Here is a 17,979-nt window from a genome sequence, read left to right as displayed (position 1 = left end):
CCGGAATGAAAACACAAGTTGCCATCATCGGTGCCGGCCCGGCCGGGCTTCTGCTGTCCCACATCCTGCACTTGCAAGGCATCGAGTCGACTGTCCTCGAAACCCGAAGCCGCGAAGCCATCGAGGCCACGATCCGCGCCGGCGTGCTTGAGCAGGGCACGATTGATCTCATGAAAGAGATTGGCGTTGGCGCACGTATGGAGCGCGAGGGCTTTCGGCACGAAGGAACGATCCTGCGCTTCGACGGCAATGATCGCCGCATCGATTTTCCAGAACTCACTGGCGGCAAGGCTGTGATGGTCTATGCACAGCACGAGGTGATCAAGGACTTGGTGGAAGCGCGCCTGACGACGGGTGGCGACATTCGGTTCGAAGTGACCGATGTCAGCATCCACGACCTCGACTCGACGTCACCGAGCGTGCGATTTCGTCAATGGGGCGGCGATCTGCAGACAATTGAGGCCGACTTCATCGCCGGCTGCGATGGCACGCAAGGGGTTAGTCGCCCATCGATTCCGACAGGCGTACTTAGCGGCTTTGAGCGGCTCTATCCTTTCGGATGGCTCGGGATCCTGTGCAAGGCACCGCCGTCATCAGACGAACTGGTCTACGCCTTGAGCGATCGCGGCTTTGCTCTCGTCAGCACGCGTTCGCCCGATGTGCAACGCATGTACTTGCAGTGCGAGCCGACCGACAAAATTGAGAACTGGTCCGACGACCGTATCTGGAGTGAATTTCGCGCACGCCTGGCAACGCGTGACGGCTGGGCCCCCAAAGAGGGCCAGATATTCAGCAAGACCGTGGTCGGCATGCGCAGTTTCGTGACGGAGCCGATGCAGTATGGCCGCCTGTTCCTGGCGGGAGACGCGGCGCACGTAGTGCCGCCCACGGGTGCCAAGGGTCTGAACCTCGCGGCGGCCGACGTACGAGTGCTCGCACGGGCCATCGGCAAGTTCTACAAGAACGGCCGTCAGGATCTGCTCGAGCGCTACAGCGAAACTGCACTGCGGCGCATCTGGAAGGCGCAACGCTTCTCGTGGTGGATGACCTCGATGCTGCATCGCTTCCCCAACGCGGACGAGTTCCAGCACAAGGTGCAGGTCGCCGAACTCGACTACGTAACCGGCTCGCGTGCTGCTTCAACAGCGCTGGCCGAGAACTATGTCGGCTTGCCATTCGACGCGCTGGACGACTGAGACTCAGTCCGTCAGACCGCCGGCAAGAGGCGGAAGGCTGTCAGAAAGCTATGTGGTGAGGTATGCCGTTTTCTCAATAAAGCAATCTTCCGGCAGGCGTATAGGTTGGACCCTGCGACTGCTACTAACAGGGCGCCAGGACGTCAGAGCGCTCAATCAGGAGACAAGACATGATCGATCGAACCCCGTCAGCCGTTGGCTCGCAAGCTTTTCCATCGCGCGGCCAATGCCAGCGCATGCTGCCCACGACCTGCAACTTGGGAGTACGCGCATGAGCCCCCAAGCGGTTCCCTTCAAGGGCAATGCCGATATCGGTCGTCTGCTCGACGATGGCGCCTATACGACCATGCAAAAGTTTGTGGTCTTCCTGGCGGCCCTGTCCATTGTGATGGACGGCTTTGACGGCCAACTCATCGGCTTCGCGATTCCATTGATGATCAAGGAGTGGAACATCACGCGAAGCGCCTTCGCCCCGGCGGTCGCCGCTGGCCTCATTGGCATGGGAATCGGCAGCGCCTGCGCAGGCCTGTTCGCGGACCGATTCGGCCGCCGGATGGCGGTCGTTTCGAGCGTCTTTGTCTTCGGCACAGCGACCTGCGCCATCGGCCTTGCGCCCGACGTCCTGACCGTGGCCGCACTTCGGTTTGTCGCCGGCCTGGGCATCGGTGGCGCTCTGCCGAGTTCGACCACGGTCACGGCCGAATTCACGCCGGCGCGCCGCAGGACGCTCGCAGTGACCGCGACGATCGTCTGTGTGCCGCTCGGCGGCATGCTGGCGGGCCTCTTTGCGGGCGAAATCCTGCCCGCATTCGGTTGGCGCGGACTGTTCTTTATCGGTGGAACCTTTCCAATTGTGCTGGCCACCATTCTTCTGTTCACGTTGCCGGAGTCGCCTCGATTCCTTGCACGCCATCCGGCACGCTGGGACGAACTGGGCAAGCTGCTAGGGCGTATGGGCCGTCCGATGGCTGCCAACGTGACTTACACCGACGTAGCGGAACAGGTCGTGGAGAAGCGGGCCGGCTTTGGCGCACTCTTCTCGGACGGTCTGACGCGCGATACGCTGGCAACCTGGGCGGCTTTCTTCATGTGTCTTACCGCCGTCTACAGTGCCTTCAGTTGGCTACCGACGATGCTGGCGTCAGAAGGATTGTCGATGGCCGTCGCTGGCTCGGGGTTGACCGCCTACAACCTCGGAGGCGTCATTGGCGCGTTGGTCTGTGCTGTTGCGATAACGCGATTCGGGTCACGTTGGCCCTTGGTGCTGTGCTGCGCCGGAGCAGCCGCAAGTGCATTCGCGATGCAGACCCTGAATGTCGGGCGCGACACGAATCTGTTGATCTTCGGTTTCGGTGTGCATGGCATGTTCGTCAATGCAGTGCAGTCCACCATGTACGCGCTGTGTGCGTTCATGTACCCCACCAGCGTCAGGGCGACCGGCACCGCGTCCGCGCTGGCCTTCGGACGACTGGGTGCGATCCTCAGTGCTTTCGCCGGGGCAGTGGTCATTACGGCCGGTGGTGCGATGGCTTATCTCGCCCTACTTGGCACCGCGATGGTCTTCGCGATGCTGGCGCTCCTTGTCGTCAGGCGTCACATCCCGAGGCGGGAGGGGCTACTAAAGCCGGGTTCCGCGGCGGCAATCACTAGCTGAAATCCTGAGGGCAATCATGAAAATTACCATCGTCGGCGCTGGCGCCATGGGCTCGATGTTTGGCGGCTTTCTGGCTGAGTCCGGCAATGACGTCACTCTGATCGACATCAACGATGCACACATCGCCGCAATCCAATCGGATGGCTTGCGATTGGTCACGGACAACAGCGATCGGCGTGTGAAGACGCTCAAGATTTGCCGGCCTGAGGATGCTCGGGAACTACCCGAGTTGCTGGTGATCTTTACCAAGACCCTGCACACTGGCGCCGCGCTCCAGGGCGTCAAGCACCTGATTGGTCCGGATGTGCATGTGCTTTCCCTGCAGAACGGATTGGGCAACGTCGAGAAGATCAGCGAGTTCGCCTCGACAGAGCGCATCCTCATCGGCGTGACCACCTGGCCGGCCGACATGGTTGCGCCTGGCCACGTGCACTCACATGGCCAGGGTATCGTTAGACTCATGACCGCTGACGGCAACGTCCGACCGATCGTCTCCGCAGTCTCCGAGACGCTCTCGGCCGCCGGTCTGCAGTGCAGTTCGGACGCCAACGTATGGGCCGCGATTTGGGAGAAGGTCGCGTTCAACGCCGCGCTCAACAGCATCTGCGCCGTAACTGGGTGCACAGTCGATCAACTCGGTACTACGCCTGAAGGTAGCCGGCTCGCAGAGCAAATCGTCGTTGAAGTCCTGTCGGTCGCACAGAGGCTCGGTATCGAAGTGAATCCAGCTAAGTGCAAAGCCAATGTCGCAGGCGCCATTGCCCAGCACAAGGGGCACAAGCCATCGATGTTGCAGGACGTTCAGGCCGGACGCCGCACCGAGATCGAAGCGATCAATGGAGCAGCGGTCGCCACGGCCGATAGTTTAAACATGAAGCTGCCCACAACCGAGACGCTGCTGTCGCTCGTGCGCCTCGTCGAGGCGCGGGTAATTGCCTGGCATCAGCCGTCTCTCTCTTGAACGCATCAGGAACGGCGGGCATGCTGAACTACGCGTTCTCGAAGCGCACGGACGTGTATATGGAGGTGGACTACACCAATCTGAAAGGAGCGTGGATCGCGTTGAACAGCTCGCCGACCTTCAATAACGGCGGTAACACGATCGGCAACGGGACGCGGCTGGGGGCGATGCTGGGGATGAGGCACAAGTTCTAATCCAAGCAATGGCCAGCGGCTTAGGTGCGGCTACTCCACCAAGTCATTGATGCCACGAGTATGACGTCGTCGAGGTTCGCTATCCGCGGAATAATCACATGAACAATCCCTGCATCATTTCTGTCGCAATCACAGGATCCCTGCCACGAAGAAAGGACAATCCAGCAGTACCAATCACGATAAGCGAGCAAATCGAGTCAACGCAGGCGGCCTTTGAGGCAGGTGCCACGCTAGTCCACCTCCACGTGCGCAACGATGACGAGACGCCTACGTCCGACCCAGACCGCTTCTCCGAGGTGCTGGAAGGCATCCGCAAGTACGCGCCCGGCATCATCACGCAGGTGTCGACCGGCGGCCGCTCCGGCGCCGGCAAGGAACGCGGCGGCATGATCTCGCTGCGTCCCGACATGGCCTCGCTGGCCACCGGTTCGGTCAACTTCCCCACCCGCGTGCGATGCCGGTGGACCGCGAGGTGCTGGAGTTCTACGTGAAGACGCTGCACCGCCTGTCGCCGGACGCGACCTGGACCGGCGCCGGCATCGGCCGCGACCAGATCACCATGGCGCGCTGGTCGCTCGAAATGGGCGGGCATTGCCGCACCGGCCTGGAGGACAACGTCCGACTGGACAAGCACACGCTGGCGCCGTCGAATGCCGCGCTGGTGGAGCAGGTGGCGGGGCTGTGCGCAGAATACGGCCGCCCGGTCGCCACGGTGACGCAAGCTCGGCAACTATTGGGACTTCCTACCCACAGTTGAGGTAAAAGCGGCATTTCGTGTAGTACTGCGGCTGCCTTCGGCCAAAGCCCCCCGACTTTACGTGGCATCGGTCTCCTCGAACCGATTCTGAATACAATGACGAACTACCCTGTCTCACGTGGAGGTGAATTTCTGGACGTTACTCCTCCCGTTACGCTCGAAGAATGGAACGCGGCCGGTGCGGACTATTTGCCCGGTCTTCTCTTTACCAAGATAGGGCCAGTGAGGTGGTGGTGGCAACGCTTGAGGCCGTCGTGCCTTTGGAGCCTGGAATGGCTGCCTGCATGCGGGGACGGTCACCTCGCTTGCGGATACATACTGCGGTTACGGAACCGACGCAACGGCTTTGACGCGAATCTGGCGCGCTGAACACTTCTCCTATTGGATAAGCGGTTGATGCACCGTCTCGACGACCCGTCGCCTTTCGAGCAGTTGCAGCTTGTCGAACTCGAACACGTCACTACGTCGCGCACAGCGGCGAAGTCCATGGCCGAAAACTATGTCGGAAGCGTTGTCGTCTAGAAAGGCTGTCCAGGACGGACGTAATGCGTTTCCCGCTTTTCAGTTCAATCACGCAAGGCGCAATCATGACAAGAGCATTTCCCGGTTTCTTCTCCGTCGGTGACTATCGTTCTGAGGCTAGGCGTCGGTTACCAAGGATGGTATTTGACTATCTGGAAGGCGGGGCGGACGACGAGTCAGGCCTGAGGCACAATCGTGCTGCCTTTGATAGATGGGAATTGCGTCCCCGGCGTCTTATCGATGTGAGCAAGCGGGAGCAGTCTACCGAGCTTCTGGGAAAACGAATCTCCTCGCCGCTTGTGATAGCGCCGACAGGCCTTAATAGCGCGTTCTGGCCCAAGGGAGACCTTGCGCTTGCACGCGCTGCGAGCAAGGCAGGGATTCCGTTCGCACTCTCTACCGCGTCGAATATGTCCATCGAAGAGATATCAAAGGGAGCGGACGGAGACTTGTGGTTTCAGTTATACGTGGTACATCGGAATCTGGCGAACAGCTTGGTCAGCCGAGCGCGAGCGGCTAACTATTCGACGTTGATCCTAACCACGGACGTTGCGGTGAATGGGTTTCGGGAGCGTGATCTGCGAAACGGGTTCGCTATGCCATTCAAAATCACTGCACGAGGAGCTCTCGATGGCATTTCACATCCCCGTTGGCTCTGGTCCTACCTAACGAATGGCATGCCGCAGTTGAAGAACTTAGCGACCGACGACGCGTCTGATACCGCGTCGCAGGCTGCGGCGCTGCGGCGGGAAATGGACGCGAGCTTCGGCTGGGACGACCTCCGTCGCTTGCGCGACGACTGGCCTGGAAAACTGCTCGTCAAAGGCATCCTGACGGCTGAGGATGCCGAACGATGCGTGGAAATCGGTGCCGACGGCATCATAGTCTCAAATCATGGCGGACGACAGCTTGCAGAGCTTCCTGCGCCGATTGACTCGTTGCCGAGCATTTCTGATCGGACTCCGACCACCAACCTCATTCTGGACAGTGGCATTCGAAGAGGGGGCGATGTGGTAAAGGCGGTCGCATTGGGTGCCAAGGCCGTAATGCTCGGACGCGCCACCTTGTACGGGCTTTCCGCGAAAGGCGAGACTGGTGTATCTGACGTCGTCGCAATGATCAAAGAAGAAATCGACCGGACGCTCGCCCTAGTCGGGTGCAGTTCGATAATGGAAGTCAATCGGAGCTGTGTCGCTCGGCGGCCTGTGTAGCGAGGGAGTACGGGGGCACATCGACGTGATATTTCCCGCGCGTAATCGTCCCACACTGCCCATGACATCGGGCATACCAGCTGGCGGATTTGTTATGAATAAGATTCGACACTCTCACGGTTGCAGACGTTTGAGGCAGCCGCGCCGAAAGTCGGCAACGGCCGACGGTGCGGTCGCGACAAAGCGAGCGAGCGGTCGTAGCACTCCGTCAGCCGACGCTCGGCGTACCAAAGGTGGAACAGCGGCAGTGGGTCGCAGATTCAACCGGTCAACGCAACAGCTTGATGGAATCGTTCAGCCGGTGTATCGAAATTTAGTGTCTTGCGTGGGCGTTCGTTGGGCCGCCTGGCGATGGCATTGAGCTTGTCTTGCGAATAGACCGAGAGATCGGTTCCTTTCGGGAGGTACTGTCTCAAGAGCCCGTTCGTGTTTTCGTTCGTGCCGCGCTGCCAGGGATTCTTAGGATCGCAGAAATAGGCCTTGATATCGGGGGTCTCCCGCACTTTGTGTGACGGCCGGGTCGAGGGCTTGATTTCCCGCCGGTTTGGCCGTACGTTGATCGTTACCATGAGGCAAGTTCTCGGTGGGATCGATCGTATTCTCCCCCGTGTGGGGAAGCGCTTCGTCTCCAGCGAAGTGCAAGGGGAGACCATTACTGTCGAAGCCCGCAGTACAGTTCGCAGGGCACCGTGCCCGGCCTGCCATCGTTGGAGTCACCGACTCCACGGCCGCTATGTGCGCAAGCTGGAAGAACGTCCGATGCTCGAGCAGCGGGTCGTTCTCGCTATTGAGGTACGTCGCTCCAAGTGTATGAACGCCAACTGCCCTCGTCGTACGTTTGCCGAGAACATCCACGCCTTGGCCGGTCGGTATCAACGTCGTACGCGATCGCAGGCTCGGGCGTTGTACGCGCTGGGCCACGCCCTCGGTGGTGAGGCAGCAGCCCGGCTTGCCGACGCCTTGGGCTTGCGCACCAGTGCTGACACCGTGCTGCGAGAATTGCGCAGAGTACCTGAGCGCAAGCGCAAACCACAACCGCGGGTCGTCGGCATCGATGACTGGGCAATCGCGCGCGGTCACCAGTACGGAACGATCATCGTCGACTTGGAGCGACGTGAGCCGATCGAAGTGTTCGCAGGTAGGGACGCCATTGCAGTGGCTGCGTGGATGCGTGCGCACCCATCGATCGAGATCGTCGCCAGGGACCGGGCCGGGGCCTATTCCGAAGCGGTCGACCTCGCGCTGCCGGCAGCCAAGCAAGTCTCGGATCGCTGGCATTTGCTGAGCAACCTGCGCGACAACGTCGAGCGGCTGCTATGCCGACTCGGGCCACAACTGCGCCAAGCCGCCCAGCAAGTAAACGTCAGTAGGGTGACCCTGGCTCGGCAGGGGATTCCGCGCCGAAGCTCACAACGGCCATGGCAGCGTCTGAGCGATCAGCGACGCGCCACGCGGCTAGCGTTGTATAAGGAGGTGATGGCGCTACGCGCCCAGGGCGGCACGATCAGAGGAATCGCGCGCGAACTCTCAATCAGCAAAGCAACCGTGCAGAAGTACGTCCACGCGGGGGCATTCCCCGAGCGCGCATCCAAGGCGCGGGGTCCGACGCCTTTGGATCCCTATCGCGACTATATCGAGGAACGAATCATCCAGGGCTGTCGCTTTCCTGAACTGATCTGGCAAGAACTCAAGCAGCGCGGCTATAAGGGCAGTCCCGCCTGCGTGCAGAGTTGCGTGACCCGCCTCCTCTTTCCGCTGGGCAAGACCCCGCTTGTCCTGGAGCCCACGATGCCGATGCCGTCGGCCCGGCGCGTGTTCGGATGGCTTGTCGGATGGAGGAACCTGGCCATCGAGGAGCCAAAGAGTGCGGACCACGAGCGCTTCGTGCAGAAACGGTAAAGAAGCGCCTCGACATCTACGCGCAGCAGACCCGTCCACTGGTGGACTACTACTCGGCCTGGCAGCTCGGCGCCTTGATACGCGTGGTTATGTGGCGGAATGGTCCATCCCCAAGTCCGAAGTTGGCTGCTCCACGGCCATCGATAATAGCGTGTGACTGCGAAACCGCGAGCTTCGCACCGGTGCGCTCGGCGAGGCGAGAGACACGACGGTCGGTCTCCGTTACGCGCTCAAAAATCCCATAACATCAAAGCTTACTCTACGGACATCCACACCAGGTAGGTGAAGTGACAATTTTGCTTCGTTCTACGTCAAGAGCGTGCTGGTCCTGCAGCCGTCGTCGCGGCTGCGACGCCGCCCTGCCCCAGAGACTGCACGCACTCGTCCACGCTGAGTTCGTGCAGCGCTTCGCGCGGCAGTGCTTCGTCCGCTGATCGCGACAGCACTTCCAGCGCGGGGGGCTTCAATCGCACCAGTAGCAGACGTCGGCCACGGGCCGCGGCGCTGGCGGCGAACGTGTGCAGTGCCTCGATCGTCGAACCATCGAGGTCTGGAGACTCCTCGAGACTGAAGATCAAGGTATGCACGGCGCCCTGCCCTGCATCGGCCAGATGCCGCACCTGCGCAAGGATGCGCTCGACATTGGCAAAAAAAATCGGTGCTTCGGGCCGCACGATCAGCACGCCCGGAAGCGTCTTGGCTTCGGGGTGCGCGGTGACGTCCACGTAGTCGTGGCTGCTGCCAAGGCGTCCCAACTGGCTGACGTTCGGCTCAGAGAAATTGCGCAGCGTGATCAGCAGACTCACCCCGATTCCCGCCAGCAGACCGTCCAGGACGCCGAGCAGCAGCACGGCTATGCACGCCGCCACAACCAGTAGCCGGTCCCGCCGCCACGCCCAATAGGGGCGGAACACGCTCAGGCGCAGTGTATGGCTGACCGCGTAGACCACAATCGCGGCCAGCACCGGCTCGGGCGTCAAGGCTAGTTGCGGCAACAACAGCGCGACGATCACGGCGACGACTACCGCCGCGCACCAGCCAGCCAGGCGCGACCGTGCGCCGGCCGCTTCATTGGCGGAAGTCGCCGAGTAGCCCGCGCCCACGGGCATGCCGTGCAGCAAACCCGAACCCAGATTGGCCAGGCCCAGCGCAACGAGATCCCGATCCGCCGAGGTCTTGTCACCATGCTTGAGCGCGAAACTGCGGATCGAACCATACGACTCCGCATACAAAATCAGGACCAGCGCAAACGCCAGCTCGCCAAGCCGCAGCCACTCCGTGCGAGGCAGGTCAGGGAGTTCGAACGAGACGTCGGCCAGATCGATCGTGCCGACCTGCCCGATGCTGTAGTGATGCAGATCCACCCCGTGGGCGAGCACAATGCCGAGCACGATAACGACCAGCGGGCCGGGCACGCTCTTCCAGGGCGACATCGCGAACAGCAACAGCAGTACGACCAGCGCAGCGATCAGCCCGTTCACGTTCCAGACCGATACCTCCTGGATCAACTCGTACGTGAATCGCGGCAGGTCGCCATGGGTCGGATGCACGCCCGCCACGCTCGCCACCTGCTTCAGGATGATGGTGATGGCCAGCCCAAACGTGAAACCTCGCAGCACCGGCTTGGCAATGAATTCGGTAATGCCACCGAGCCGGGCGAGGCCAGCCAATACAAGAAAAAAGCCGCTCAGGATCACCAGTCCGGCGGCCAGCAGCAGCCGTTGTGCCAGATCGCCACCGGCCATCGACACCGTGATGGCGGCCAGCACGGCGGCCGAAGACGATGTTGCCGACACCACGGCGAAGCGGCTGGTCCCCAGCAGGCCGTAGACCACCAGACCGATCAGCAAGCCGATCAGACCCGCCTGTGGCGGAAGATTGGCGATGCCGGCGTATGCCACGGCCTCAGGCAGTAAAAGGCCGGCAATCGAACAGCCGGCGATCACGTCGCGCATCGGACTACCGCCGCGCGCGCTGTCTGTCGGGTGCGTCGAATCGGTTGTGGTCACGACTCCCCCTATTGTTCTTGTCCTGCAGATGCGTAACAGATGGATGGTAGCCTCATGTGCCCAGTGGGCGTCAGGACCCTGCACCCAGCTGTGCCTTGCGGCCGGCCATATGGTGCAGATAGACCAGCAGGTCATGCAACCCTGGCGCTTCATCCGCATCACTGACAGGAGCCTGAGAACGCAGGTCCACGCGCTGGAAGACGAAATCGGCTTGGAGCTACCGGGCTTGACGTCGCGGGCACATGGACCCGCAGTTCACTCATCCCTTGAGGTGTGAGCCGTAGCAGCAGGTCCCACTGCTCCTCTGTAATGCCAGACATCCAGGTGTTGTGTGTCGCCTGGGGCAACACAAGTAAATCGGACGGCCCTTGGCTGGCGAGTTGCTTTTGAAGTGTTAATCCCGCTTGAGGGCCAACCAACTCGTTCTGACCAGCGACCAGCACGGAGGAAAGCCCGTGATAGTTCTTGAGCGCCGCGGTCAGGCCGGCCTGGGAGCTGTTGTACGAGGCTGGCTAAACCGGCGCCAGCTGGCGGAGCACATGTCCCTGAACGAGGACGAGGAGCCAATCTTTTCCCAGACCGTGGGCAGACCGAATGGTCCCGAGAACCTGCCCACCTGACTGATTCCGGGCCCAAGTCCCCAGCCGTTGACAATTCGGAAGGAGCACATATGATCAAGAACACCGGCAATGCGGAGCAGATCCGCAATGAAATCCTGCGGCGCCTGCAGGAAAGCGCAGATCTCGGCGACACCTGCCGCAACTGCGAAATCCCCCTCCCGCGTCCCGTCGAACCGGCGGCAAATCGCGGCTGCAACTGGACCATCGACGCCTTTCCCGGCGTGAGCGCGGACTGCCTGCCCGTCGTCAACGCGGTCACCGCCGAGATGATGCGGGAGTACGATCTCGTGTAAAGGCCGACTGCTTACGTCGCAAGCCTGGCACCCAGGGCGGCCTTGGTACCCCGTTGCCAACTCCCCTTGTGCATATCATTTCGTCCACCGCCACCATAGGCGTCCGGCTTACGCCGGACTGGCCTGAGCCGCCCGCTACGCCAAAACAGGTAGAGGCGTGGCTCTTTGCCTACGCCGCCGGCGTCACATAGACTGCGAGCTGGCCGGCGGCCTGGGCATTGACCCCCGGAACGAAGTAAGTGATCCAGCGGCGCCTGGCGGCCTCCCCCTGCTTATCCTGGCGCGTTGCCAGACGCCTCCTGCGCCTGGCGTGCGTACAGATGTTCGTGGTGGCGCTGGCAGGCAGTGCAGCGCTTTGCCGTCGGGGAGGCCTGCAGCCGCTCGAAGGGAATCGCCTGCCGGCAATCTATACAGACTCCATACGTGCCGCTTGACATCCGCAGCCGCGCAGCGCCGATGTCGGCCAGTTGCATACGGTAATGCTCGAGCATGGCGTCGTCCTGGCGCTGCGCGATTTCCTGCTCGGCAATCTCGGCGTCATCGCGCGGCTCCGGCTGCGCCGGCGGCGCCAGGGGAGAATCGCCCGCTCCCACGGCGGCACGGATGCGCGCTTCCACCGCGTCCAGCTGCGCGGCGAGCGTTGCCACTTCTCGCTTGGTCAGGCCTTGTTGCATGATGTCTCTCCTTTCGGACAGGCTGCCATTGCACTGCAGGTGGGGGTCGATGGTAACCAGCCAGTCGAAGTGGGCCGACAGCAGCGCGGCGAAATGCCGCGCTGACACGATTTCACCCGCATGAAAGGCCTTGTCCTGGCGCATATAGGGCAGGTACGGACTACCAGCCCAACCCGCGCCGCACCGCTTTCGCGGACGGCCGCGGCCAGCCACAGAACCGGCAGCACCTTCGGGTCGGGATGATTCAGCCGGCACACCACTGCAATTTCGCAGCCCGCCACCGGCTGGAGCAGCCTGACATAGGACTCCCCGTCAGGAAAATGACGTACCTCGGCCTCGCCAGTCCTGGCATGCAGCAGGCCGGCGAGTTCCGCACAGGGCCACTCGTTTCCGACTGCGGCAATGAAAACCCGGTCCATGTTCGCGCCTCTCACCCAGGGTGACCGTCCGGAAAGCCGCTTGCTAGCTCCACAAGGGTGTTGGCTGGCAGTGCTGGCGATTAATTGCATTTAGACATTTGAGCCCATATGGCGCGATCGGGCTCAACCGGTTGACTCCGGATTATGAGAGTAGGAGCCCTCTGGCGCTGTCGGCTGCCTGGCCTACCATGGGATCGATAGGGTTGCTGCCGCGAACTCCCGAGCCGCGTTGGCAACGAGTTCTCAACAGATGACAGGGGGACTTGCTCATGCCAAACGATCTCTCACGGGCCGACCTGCACATAGGCCCCTGTCGGTTCTGCACGTCAGATGGGATCATAGCGCGCAACGCGTTGGCCCACGTCCGGTATGACCGGTACCCGGTCGCGCCCGGTCATGCGCTGATCATCCCGAACCGTCATTTCGCTGACTATTTCGATGCGACGGAAGCAGAGTTTGCCGCCTTGCATGCGCTGGTGCGGGAAATGAAGACACGCCTTGAGGCCGAATTCCATCCCGACGGATTCAATGTCGGGGTCAACATAGGCGTGCACGCCGGACAAACCGTCATGCACGTTCATATCCACCTGATCCCTCGCTATGCCGGCGATGTGGGCAACCCGCGCGGCGGTGTGCGAGGGGTGATCCCGGCTAGGCAAGACTACGGCGGAGATTGAGCGCTTGTGCGATTGGCTCGCTCGCCCCCACCAAGTGACTGCGGCACGCGGACGCGGGCCGATTGGCACCATCCCTGGTGGGAAAAGTCGCGCCTGTGCGCAGAGTCAAGACGAAAAGTACCCGGTAATACCCTCAGTGAGGCTCAGAAAGGCGGCTAACTGTCGGCCATTGCTGCATCGATAGATGCACCGCCCTTCAAACCGACCGTCCAAGAAAAGCTTCGGTACGGGTCGAGTGTCCCTTATATCAAAGAGACGCAGTTGTGCGGACTCATCATAACCGGAAGGCTTGTGATAGCGGATTGGGTATCTTGTTCGCTGGCCAGGTACGGTGTCACGACAGCACCTCACTACCGGCGCGGTTCCAAGAAGGGTTGCTACGCGAGTGCGAGCGGCTGGCATTGGCTGAACAGCAACTGCACCAGAGAAGGCGCGCCCGACGATTCTGGCGCGAGTTTGCCAACCGCCTGACAGGTTGGTGAGTGCGTTGGCCTCGTGCCCCAGCCCTACGACACCTGTTGTTCGAGCCAGTCGAATATCAGTCGCTGCAGTCACATGTCACGATTAGCCGGTCGCATCCCATCCGTTTCATTGCTCGGACCGCCTGCGTCATACCCGTCGTGCCATGCCCTTCATAGAAATGCTGCCGGCCTCGCATGCACATCACATCCACCCCGCTCAACCGGCCGAGGACGAGTTCACCGGCGTGACCTTCAACCAGGGATTGCGGGAATCCCAGCAGATCCGCATAGGGAATCACGATGGCATTTTCGATTGCCCGCGCCAAACCACCGAGCCCGGAGCCAAGAATCATGCCAATCTGGGGAAGGAATTCACCGGCGCGTTGGCGAATTCGTTGAGCTGCCTGTTCGGCTTGATCAGGCGCACCCGCCGACGATGGCAACGTGTGAGTCATGGCGCCAGCTCCTGTATGGCGAGGCTTGCGTCGCCAAATGGCATCGCTCGCTTACCGAGAGAAGCCAGAGCGGCCGAGGCAGCAATGCCCCGGTATAGGTGATCGACAAGGCAAACCCTACCGTGGGACTGCTTGCGCAGGTAGTGGTGGCCTAGTCCAACGATCACTTTCCCTGCCCGCCTTTCGCCGCACGCGTGTTGGCAATCTGCGTCATGGGCGCTCGGGTGGGCTTTCAGGCTGGCTGAGGCAAGACCGCCCTACTGCCGGGCAAAAAGCCCACGCCGCCGCTGCTGCTGCTCGAACGCGACTTGCCGAGCGGCGCATGCGCAGCCGAGTGTCGGCTCAGTTCAGCGGCAAGGGCAGCTCGCACTTGTGCAAAGTAGCCGGCCGTCTTCCAGCTTATTCACCTGGAATCGGAACGATCTGTGCCGCATAGCCGGCCCGCGCAATCGCGGTATTGACGAGCGTGCTGGTCAATGTGAGCCAAATCGCACCGACTGCGTAACCCGCGTACGACCCGCAGGGGCCGAACAGGCTCGTGTCGTCAATCCCAACAACTGTCACAGGCGGTACCGCTGTTCAGACGCACCAGCGCGCCGCCCGAGTAAAGCGGCACCGCAAAGCGCCCGCCGTCCAGTACATAGTCCGGCATGCCGATCGTGTTGGCCACCGTGTTGACGGCCGGATCCATGACCCACATGCGCTGGCGCCTATGTTGAACACCGTCGACGATAAGCGGTTCAAGACGCCGGTAAAGAGCGATGTCGTCCCGATCATCAGGAACACGGAGAACGTAATGCCAACCAGCAACCCGGTGAACTTGGCCCGATCATTGACGAGCAGCTTGAATGCCAGTAGCAGGATCCCCGGGATAGCGACCCGTTGCCGATGGCCTACGCCAGCGTCCGGAGCGGTGTCGGCGGCCCCGTTTTGCATGTTCCGGACTCAGCGCGCGTTCAGGGCGGCCACGACCTGCTCGTCCTCGACCTGGGGAAAATCGCGGTAGAACTGCCCGACCGAATGGAATTGCGTTGGCGCCTCCAGACACACTATTTCATCGACAAACGGACGCAGGCGCTCCAGCGTCTGCGGCGGGGCCACCGGAACCGCGCATACCAGATGCAGTGGCTTCTGCTGCCGGATGGCATGCAACGCCGCCATCATCGAGGCGCCGGTCGCCAGGCCGTCGTCCACGACAATCACCCACCGTCCTGCCGCACTGGCTGCTTCGCGACCGGGCGTGTAGCGGGCGCGGCGTCGGCGCAGTTCCTCCAGTTGCGCCGTGCGCTCCCGATCGACGTACTCACTGTAGGCACCGGCCATGGCCGCTTGGGGTGTCAGATAGGTCCAGCCGCTCTCGTCCACGGCCCCGATGGCGAGCTCGGGATTGCCCGGCGCTCCAAGTTTGCGTACGAGCACGATGTCCAAGTCGCCACCTAGGGCGGTGGCGATGATGGCACCCATCGGCACAGCGCCACGGGGTACCGCCAGTACTAGCGGATGCTTGCCTGCGAACTTGCTCAGTGCGCGCGCCAGTTGCCCGGCGGCATCCTCTCTGTTGATGAACGGCATGTTGTCCCCTTTAGATTGCGCGTCCTGCTGCTACGCGGGAAAGCCGACGCTTTGGGCCAGGACGACTCGCTGGTCAGGATCGAGCCGCATTGCCTTGGCGAGCGCGCGACGGTCCACCAAACCTCGCGCGACTGTTGCCAAGCCCCACGCGGCGCAGAACAGGTAGACGTTCTGGCTGATGAACCCGGCATCCAGGGCGGTATAGAACTGGCGCAGCGGCTTGTCGGTCTCATCGAGCTTCGACAGCCTGCTGACATAGACCAGATTCAGCGGCGCGGTCGACACATAGTCCTGCAAGCCCGTGGCTGCCCGCAGGTCTTCGCCGGTCACCAGGCGAAGCCGCCAGCCCACAGGCTCGAGCACGTAGAGCCCCTCCGGCAAGGCGACATAGAGATCGATCTCCTGCCAGTTGCGGGCCGAAGGCGCCGTGCGCAGGCCGCTATCGGAACGGTTGATGCCAAAGGCAGCCCACAACAGCGTGGATAGCAGCACGTCGTCCAGCGGGCGCTGCGCAAAGCTTCTGGTGGAGCGCCTGTTGTGAAGCGCTGTGAGCAGCGGCATGCCACCTTCGGTCCGGGGCTCGGGAAGGTTCACGAACTCCACTGTGACTTCGGCTGAAACAATAGGATGGGTCATGTTGGTCTCCAGAACTGCCGGGGCCATGCCAGCGCGCCGCTTCGGCGGGATGCAAGGCGCACGCCCGCCATCCTCTCGGAGCCCGGCGGGGCAAGACCCGTGCAGCTAAGGTAGATGGCAGGCGGAGCCAGGATTTGGGCTGGATCAAAGAGATCGGTATTTGGTCTGCACGTGCCGCATTCGCCGGCTGGCCGCAAGCCGGCCCTTGCATCCTTGAGTTGCGTCAATACTGCTATGAGCATCCCGCCCACGCTGCTCAAAGGCGCATTGGAATTTTCTGCGCCGTCGTTTGGGAGACAGGGGGCATCCATGTACAGAAGAAAGCGACAGATGGCAGCCACGCCTCGCGGCTGGCGGTGATGCAAGCCATCGATCTTGCCAAAGCGTCTGATGCGGACGCAAAAGGTGATCTACGTGGTCGACGATAGCGGGGCGGAGCCTGTCAGATTTTTAGTGTGCCGAGGTCATGAGACGATTACGGAAACGTCCAATGACCGACACGACAGTGAACAAGAAGAGCAAGAACCCGAAGGCACCGAAGCTGTTTCCCGATGAGCTGATCGATCAACTGCTGGCCCAGGTGCAGAGCAAGGATGCCGAGTCGATCCTGGGCGAATCGGGCTTGGCCGGCCAGCTCAAGAAGCAGTTGGCCGAGCGTATGCTCGCCGCCGAGTTGAGTCACCATCTGGATAACGAGGCCGAGCAAGGCAAGACCGGCAACCACCGCAACGGCACCAGCCCCAAGACGGTCCTGACGCCCAACGGTGAGCTGAATCTGGATATTCCGCGCGATCGGCAGGCGACGTTCGAGCCCCAATTGGTCGGCAAGTATCAACGCCGGCTGCCTGGCTTCGACGACCACGTCATCAGCATGTATGCGCGCGGCATGAGCGTGCGCGAGATTCAGGGCCATCTGCTGGAGCTGTACGGGCTGCAGGTATCGCCCGATCTGATTTCCACGGTCACCGACGAGGTGCTGGCTGACGTCGAGCAATGGCAGCAACGCCCGCTCGAGGCCATGTATCCGATCGTGTACTTTGACGCGCTACGACTGAAGATTCGCGACGAAGGCACGGTCAAGAACAAGGCGGTCTATCTGGCGCTGGGCATCCGCGCCGACGGCCGCAAGGAAGTGCTAGGTCTGTGGATCGAGCAAACCGAAGGCGCCAAGTTCTGGCTGAAGGTCTTCAACGAACTGAAGAACCGCGGCTTGCACGACGTCCTGATCGCGGTGGTCGACGGCTTGCGCGGCTTCCCCGAGGCGATCGAGGCGGTCTATCCGGCCGCGCAAATCCAGACCTGCATCGTGCATCTGATCCGCAATTCGCTGAATCTGGCGAGCTGGAAGGACCGTAAGCCGTTGGCTGCCGCGCTCAAGCCGATCTATCAGGCCGCCACGGCCGAGGCGGCGGCCGCAGCGCTCGACACCTTTGCGGGAAGTGAGTGGGGACGCAAATTCCCTACCGTCGCGGCCATGTGGCAGCGCCAATGGGAACAGGTGATTCCCTTCTTCGTCTATCCGCCTGAGGTGCGTCGAATCATCTATACGACAAACGCCATCGAGAGCATGCACATGCAGTTGCGCAAGATCGTCAAGAATCGCGGCCACTTCCCCAGCGACGAGGCCGCCAGCAAACTGCTGTATCTGGCCTTGCGCAACATCGAAAAGGATTGGAAGATGCCACCTATCACCTGGCGGCAAGCAGTCAATCAGTTCGCCATTCTGTTTGGCGAGCGATTCACCTCCGCCATGAGCTGAGATTTTTTAA

General features: G+C 61.7%; 14 protein-coding genes and 8 pseudogenes. 14 read left to right on the top strand and 8 right to left on the bottom strand.

From position 1 onward, the window contains the following. Window positions 1-5: 5 nt before the first annotated feature. The 7 genes and pseudogenes from pobA to CupriaWKF_RS32940 all read left to right on the top strand — a co-directional run bounded on the left by pobA (window position 6) and on the right by CupriaWKF_RS32940 (window position 6,495). Window positions 6-1,196 (top strand): 4-hydroxybenzoate 3-monooxygenase, encoded by a 1,191-nt coding sequence (gene pobA / locus CupriaWKF_RS32970; RefSeq protein ID WP_276103528.1) that lies wholly within the window; start codon window positions 6-8, stop codon window positions 1,194-1,196. 271 nt (window positions 1,197-1,467) lie between these two features. Continuing rightward, window positions 1,468-2,850, top strand: a complete 1,383-nt coding sequence (locus CupriaWKF_RS32965; RefSeq protein ID WP_276103527.1) for an MFS transporter — start codon at window positions 1,468-1,470, stop codon at window positions 2,848-2,850. Between the two features lie 16 nt (window positions 2,851-2,866). Further along, window positions 2,867-3,811, top strand: coding sequence for a 2-dehydropantoate 2-reductase (locus tag CupriaWKF_RS32960; RefSeq protein ID WP_276103526.1), 945 nt, complete (start codon window positions 2,867-2,869; stop codon window positions 3,809-3,811). Then, window positions 3,808-4,005 (top strand): annotated as a pseudogene (locus CupriaWKF_RS32955) (porin); the annotation flags it as partial. The gene CupriaWKF_RS32960 and the pseudogene CupriaWKF_RS32955, both read left to right, overlap by 4 nt. Window positions 4,006-4,103: 98 nt before the next feature. Beyond that, window positions 4,104-4,762: pseudogene (locus CupriaWKF_RS32950) on the top strand (3-keto-5-aminohexanoate cleavage protein). Window positions 4,763-5,102: 340 nt separating this feature from the next. After that, window positions 5,103-5,284, top strand: a pseudogene (locus CupriaWKF_RS32945) (4-hydroxybenzoate 3-monooxygenase); the annotation flags it as partial. Between the two features lie 65 nt (window positions 5,285-5,349). After that, on the top strand, window positions 5,350-6,495 hold the full coding sequence (locus CupriaWKF_RS32940; protein WP_276104098.1) for an alpha-hydroxy-acid oxidizing protein: 1,146 nt from the start codon (window positions 5,350-5,352) through the stop codon (window positions 6,493-6,495). 260 nt (window positions 6,496-6,755) lie between these two features. Here the strand turns inward: CupriaWKF_RS32940 and CupriaWKF_RS32935 are convergent. Next, window positions 6,756-6,983: pseudogene (locus CupriaWKF_RS32935) on the bottom strand (IS30 family transposase); the annotation flags it as partial. Between the two features lie 79 nt (window positions 6,984-7,062). On the opposite strand from CupriaWKF_RS32935, the gene CupriaWKF_RS32930 reads away from it, so the two are divergent. Both CupriaWKF_RS32930 and CupriaWKF_RS32925 read left to right on the top strand, forming a co-directional pair. After that, complete coding sequence (locus CupriaWKF_RS32930; protein WP_276103524.1) at window positions 7,063-8,394, top strand: ISL3 family transposase; 1,332 nt, start codon at window positions 7,063-7,065, stop codon at window positions 8,392-8,394. Then, window positions 8,379-8,456: pseudogene (locus CupriaWKF_RS32925) on the top strand (adenylate kinase); the annotation flags it as partial. The gene CupriaWKF_RS32930 and the pseudogene CupriaWKF_RS32925, both read left to right, overlap by 16 nt. Before the next feature lie 249 nt (window positions 8,457-8,705). Here CupriaWKF_RS32925 and CupriaWKF_RS32920 read toward each other — a convergent pair. Then, window positions 8,706-10,349 (bottom strand): SulP family inorganic anion transporter, encoded by a 1,644-nt coding sequence (locus CupriaWKF_RS32920; RefSeq protein ID WP_276103523.1) that lies wholly within the window; start codon window positions 10,347-10,349, stop codon window positions 8,706-8,708. Between the two features lie 539 nt (window positions 10,350-10,888). On the opposite strand from CupriaWKF_RS32920, the pseudogene CupriaWKF_RS32915 reads away from it, so the two are divergent. Both CupriaWKF_RS32915 and CupriaWKF_RS32910 read left to right on the top strand, forming a co-directional pair. Beyond that, window positions 10,889-11,023, top strand: a pseudogene (locus CupriaWKF_RS32915) (SagB/ThcOx family dehydrogenase); the annotation flags it as partial. 50 nt (window positions 11,024-11,073) lie between these two features. Further along, on the top strand, window positions 11,074-11,316 hold the full coding sequence (locus CupriaWKF_RS32910; RefSeq protein WP_276103522.1) for a hypothetical protein: 243 nt from the start codon (window positions 11,074-11,076) through the stop codon (window positions 11,314-11,316). A 272-nt stretch (window positions 11,317-11,588) separates the two neighbouring features. On the opposite strand, the gene CupriaWKF_RS32905 is transcribed toward CupriaWKF_RS32910, so the two are convergent. Both CupriaWKF_RS32905 and CupriaWKF_RS34445 read right to left on the bottom strand, forming a co-directional pair. After that, window positions 11,589-12,134: a TraR/DksA C4-type zinc finger protein gene (locus tag CupriaWKF_RS32905; protein ID WP_346348633.1), complete on the bottom strand. Its 546-nt coding sequence runs from the start codon at window positions 12,132-12,134 to the stop codon at window positions 11,589-11,591. Window positions 12,135-12,208: 74 nt separating this feature from the next. Beyond that, window positions 12,209-12,409, bottom strand: a pseudogene (locus CupriaWKF_RS34445) (ribose-phosphate diphosphokinase); the annotation flags it as partial. 269 nt (window positions 12,410-12,678) lie between these two features. Here CupriaWKF_RS34445 and CupriaWKF_RS32895 point away from each other — a divergent pair. Further along, window positions 12,679-13,086, top strand: a complete 408-nt coding sequence (locus tag CupriaWKF_RS32895; RefSeq protein WP_276103519.1) for an HIT family protein — start codon at window positions 12,679-12,681, stop codon at window positions 13,084-13,086. 538 nt (window positions 13,087-13,624) lie between these two features. On the opposite strand, the gene CupriaWKF_RS32885 is transcribed toward CupriaWKF_RS32895, so the two are convergent. The 4 genes and pseudogenes from CupriaWKF_RS32885 to CupriaWKF_RS32870 all read right to left on the bottom strand — a co-directional run bounded on the left by CupriaWKF_RS32885 (window position 13,625) and on the right by CupriaWKF_RS32870 (window position 16,210). Next, complete coding sequence (locus tag CupriaWKF_RS32885) at window positions 13,625-14,002, bottom strand: hypothetical protein (protein WP_276104145.1); 378 nt, start codon at window positions 14,000-14,002, stop codon at window positions 13,625-13,627. 525 nt (window positions 14,003-14,527) lie between these two features. Next, window positions 14,528-14,875 (bottom strand): annotated as a pseudogene (locus tag CupriaWKF_RS32880) (ABC transporter permease); the annotation flags it as partial. Window positions 14,876-14,947: 72 nt separating this feature from the next. Then, on the bottom strand, window positions 14,948-15,574 hold the full coding sequence (locus CupriaWKF_RS32875; protein WP_276103518.1) for a phosphoribosyltransferase family protein: 627 nt from the start codon (window positions 15,572-15,574) through the stop codon (window positions 14,948-14,950). A gap of 30 nt (window positions 15,575-15,604) precedes the next feature. Beyond that, window positions 15,605-16,210: a SagB/ThcOx family dehydrogenase gene (locus tag CupriaWKF_RS32870; RefSeq protein ID WP_276103517.1), complete on the bottom strand. Its 606-nt coding sequence runs from the start codon at window positions 16,208-16,210 to the stop codon at window positions 15,605-15,607. 134 nt (window positions 16,211-16,344) lie between these two features. Between CupriaWKF_RS32870 and CupriaWKF_RS32865 the strand changes: the two genes are divergently transcribed. Together CupriaWKF_RS32865 and CupriaWKF_RS32860 are read left to right on the top strand one after the other, a co-directional pair. Next, window positions 16,345-16,638, top strand: a complete 294-nt coding sequence (locus CupriaWKF_RS32865; protein WP_276103516.1) for a hypothetical protein — start codon at window positions 16,345-16,347, stop codon at window positions 16,636-16,638. Window positions 16,639-16,700: 62 nt separating this feature from the next. Continuing rightward, window positions 16,701-17,969 (top strand): IS256 family transposase, encoded by a 1,269-nt coding sequence (locus CupriaWKF_RS32860; RefSeq protein ID WP_276098122.1) that lies wholly within the window; start codon window positions 16,701-16,703, stop codon window positions 17,967-17,969. Window positions 17,970-17,979: the final 10 nt, after the last annotated feature.

The organism is Cupriavidus sp. WKF15 (genome assembly GCF_029278605.1).
Taxonomy (GTDB): domain Bacteria; phylum Pseudomonadota; class Gammaproteobacteria; order Burkholderiales; family Burkholderiaceae; genus Cupriavidus.
Note: the sequence above shows the minus strand (reverse complement) of the source record. Positions and strands in the feature narration are given on the sequence as shown.

What these genes read in the sequence shown, in the direction of transcription:
- CupriaWKF_RS32895 (WP_276103519.1), top strand. Translation starts at nt 12,679, where the DNA reads ATGCCAAACGATCTCTCACGGGCCGACCTGCACATAGGCCCCTGTCGG.
- CupriaWKF_RS32885 (WP_276104145.1), bottom strand. Translation starts at nt 14,002, where the DNA reads ATGACTCACACGTTGCCATCGTCGGCGGGTGCGCCTGATCAAGCCGAA.
- CupriaWKF_RS32870 (WP_276103517.1), bottom strand. Translation starts at nt 16,210, where the DNA reads ATGACCCATCCTATTGTTTCAGCCGAAGTCACAGTGGAGTTCGTGAAC.
- CupriaWKF_RS32965 (WP_276103527.1), top strand. Translation starts at nt 1,468, where the DNA reads ATGAGCCCCCAAGCGGTTCCCTTCAAGGGCAATGCCGATATCGGTCGT.
- pobA (WP_276103528.1), top strand. Translation starts at nt 6, where the DNA reads ATGAAAACACAAGTTGCCATCATCGGTGCCGGCCCGGCCGGGCTTCTG.
- CupriaWKF_RS32910 (WP_276103522.1), top strand. Translation starts at nt 11,074, where the DNA reads ATGATCAAGAACACCGGCAATGCGGAGCAGATCCGCAATGAAATCCTG.
- CupriaWKF_RS32960 (WP_276103526.1), top strand. Translation starts at nt 2,867, where the DNA reads ATGAAAATTACCATCGTCGGCGCTGGCGCCATGGGCTCGATGTTTGGC.
- CupriaWKF_RS32920 (WP_276103523.1), bottom strand. Translation starts at nt 10,349, where the DNA reads ATGCGCGACGTGATCGCCGGCTGTTCGATTGCCGGCCTTTTACTGCCT.
- CupriaWKF_RS32940 (WP_276104098.1), top strand. Translation starts at nt 5,350, where the DNA reads ATGACAAGAGCATTTCCCGGTTTCTTCTCCGTCGGTGACTATCGTTCT.
- CupriaWKF_RS32860 (WP_276098122.1), top strand. Translation starts at nt 16,701, where the DNA reads ATGACCGACACGACAGTGAACAAGAAGAGCAAGAACCCGAAGGCACCG.
- CupriaWKF_RS32875 (WP_276103518.1), bottom strand. Translation starts at nt 15,574, where the DNA reads ATGCCGTTCATCAACAGAGAGGATGCCGCCGGGCAACTGGCGCGCGCA.
- CupriaWKF_RS32905 (WP_346348633.1), bottom strand. Translation starts at nt 12,134, where the DNA reads ATGCGCCAGGACAAGGCCTTTCATGCGGGTGAAATCGTGTCAGCGCGG.
- CupriaWKF_RS32930 (WP_276103524.1), top strand. Translation starts at nt 7,063, where the DNA reads ATGAGGCAAGTTCTCGGTGGGATCGATCGTATTCTCCCCCGTGTGGGG.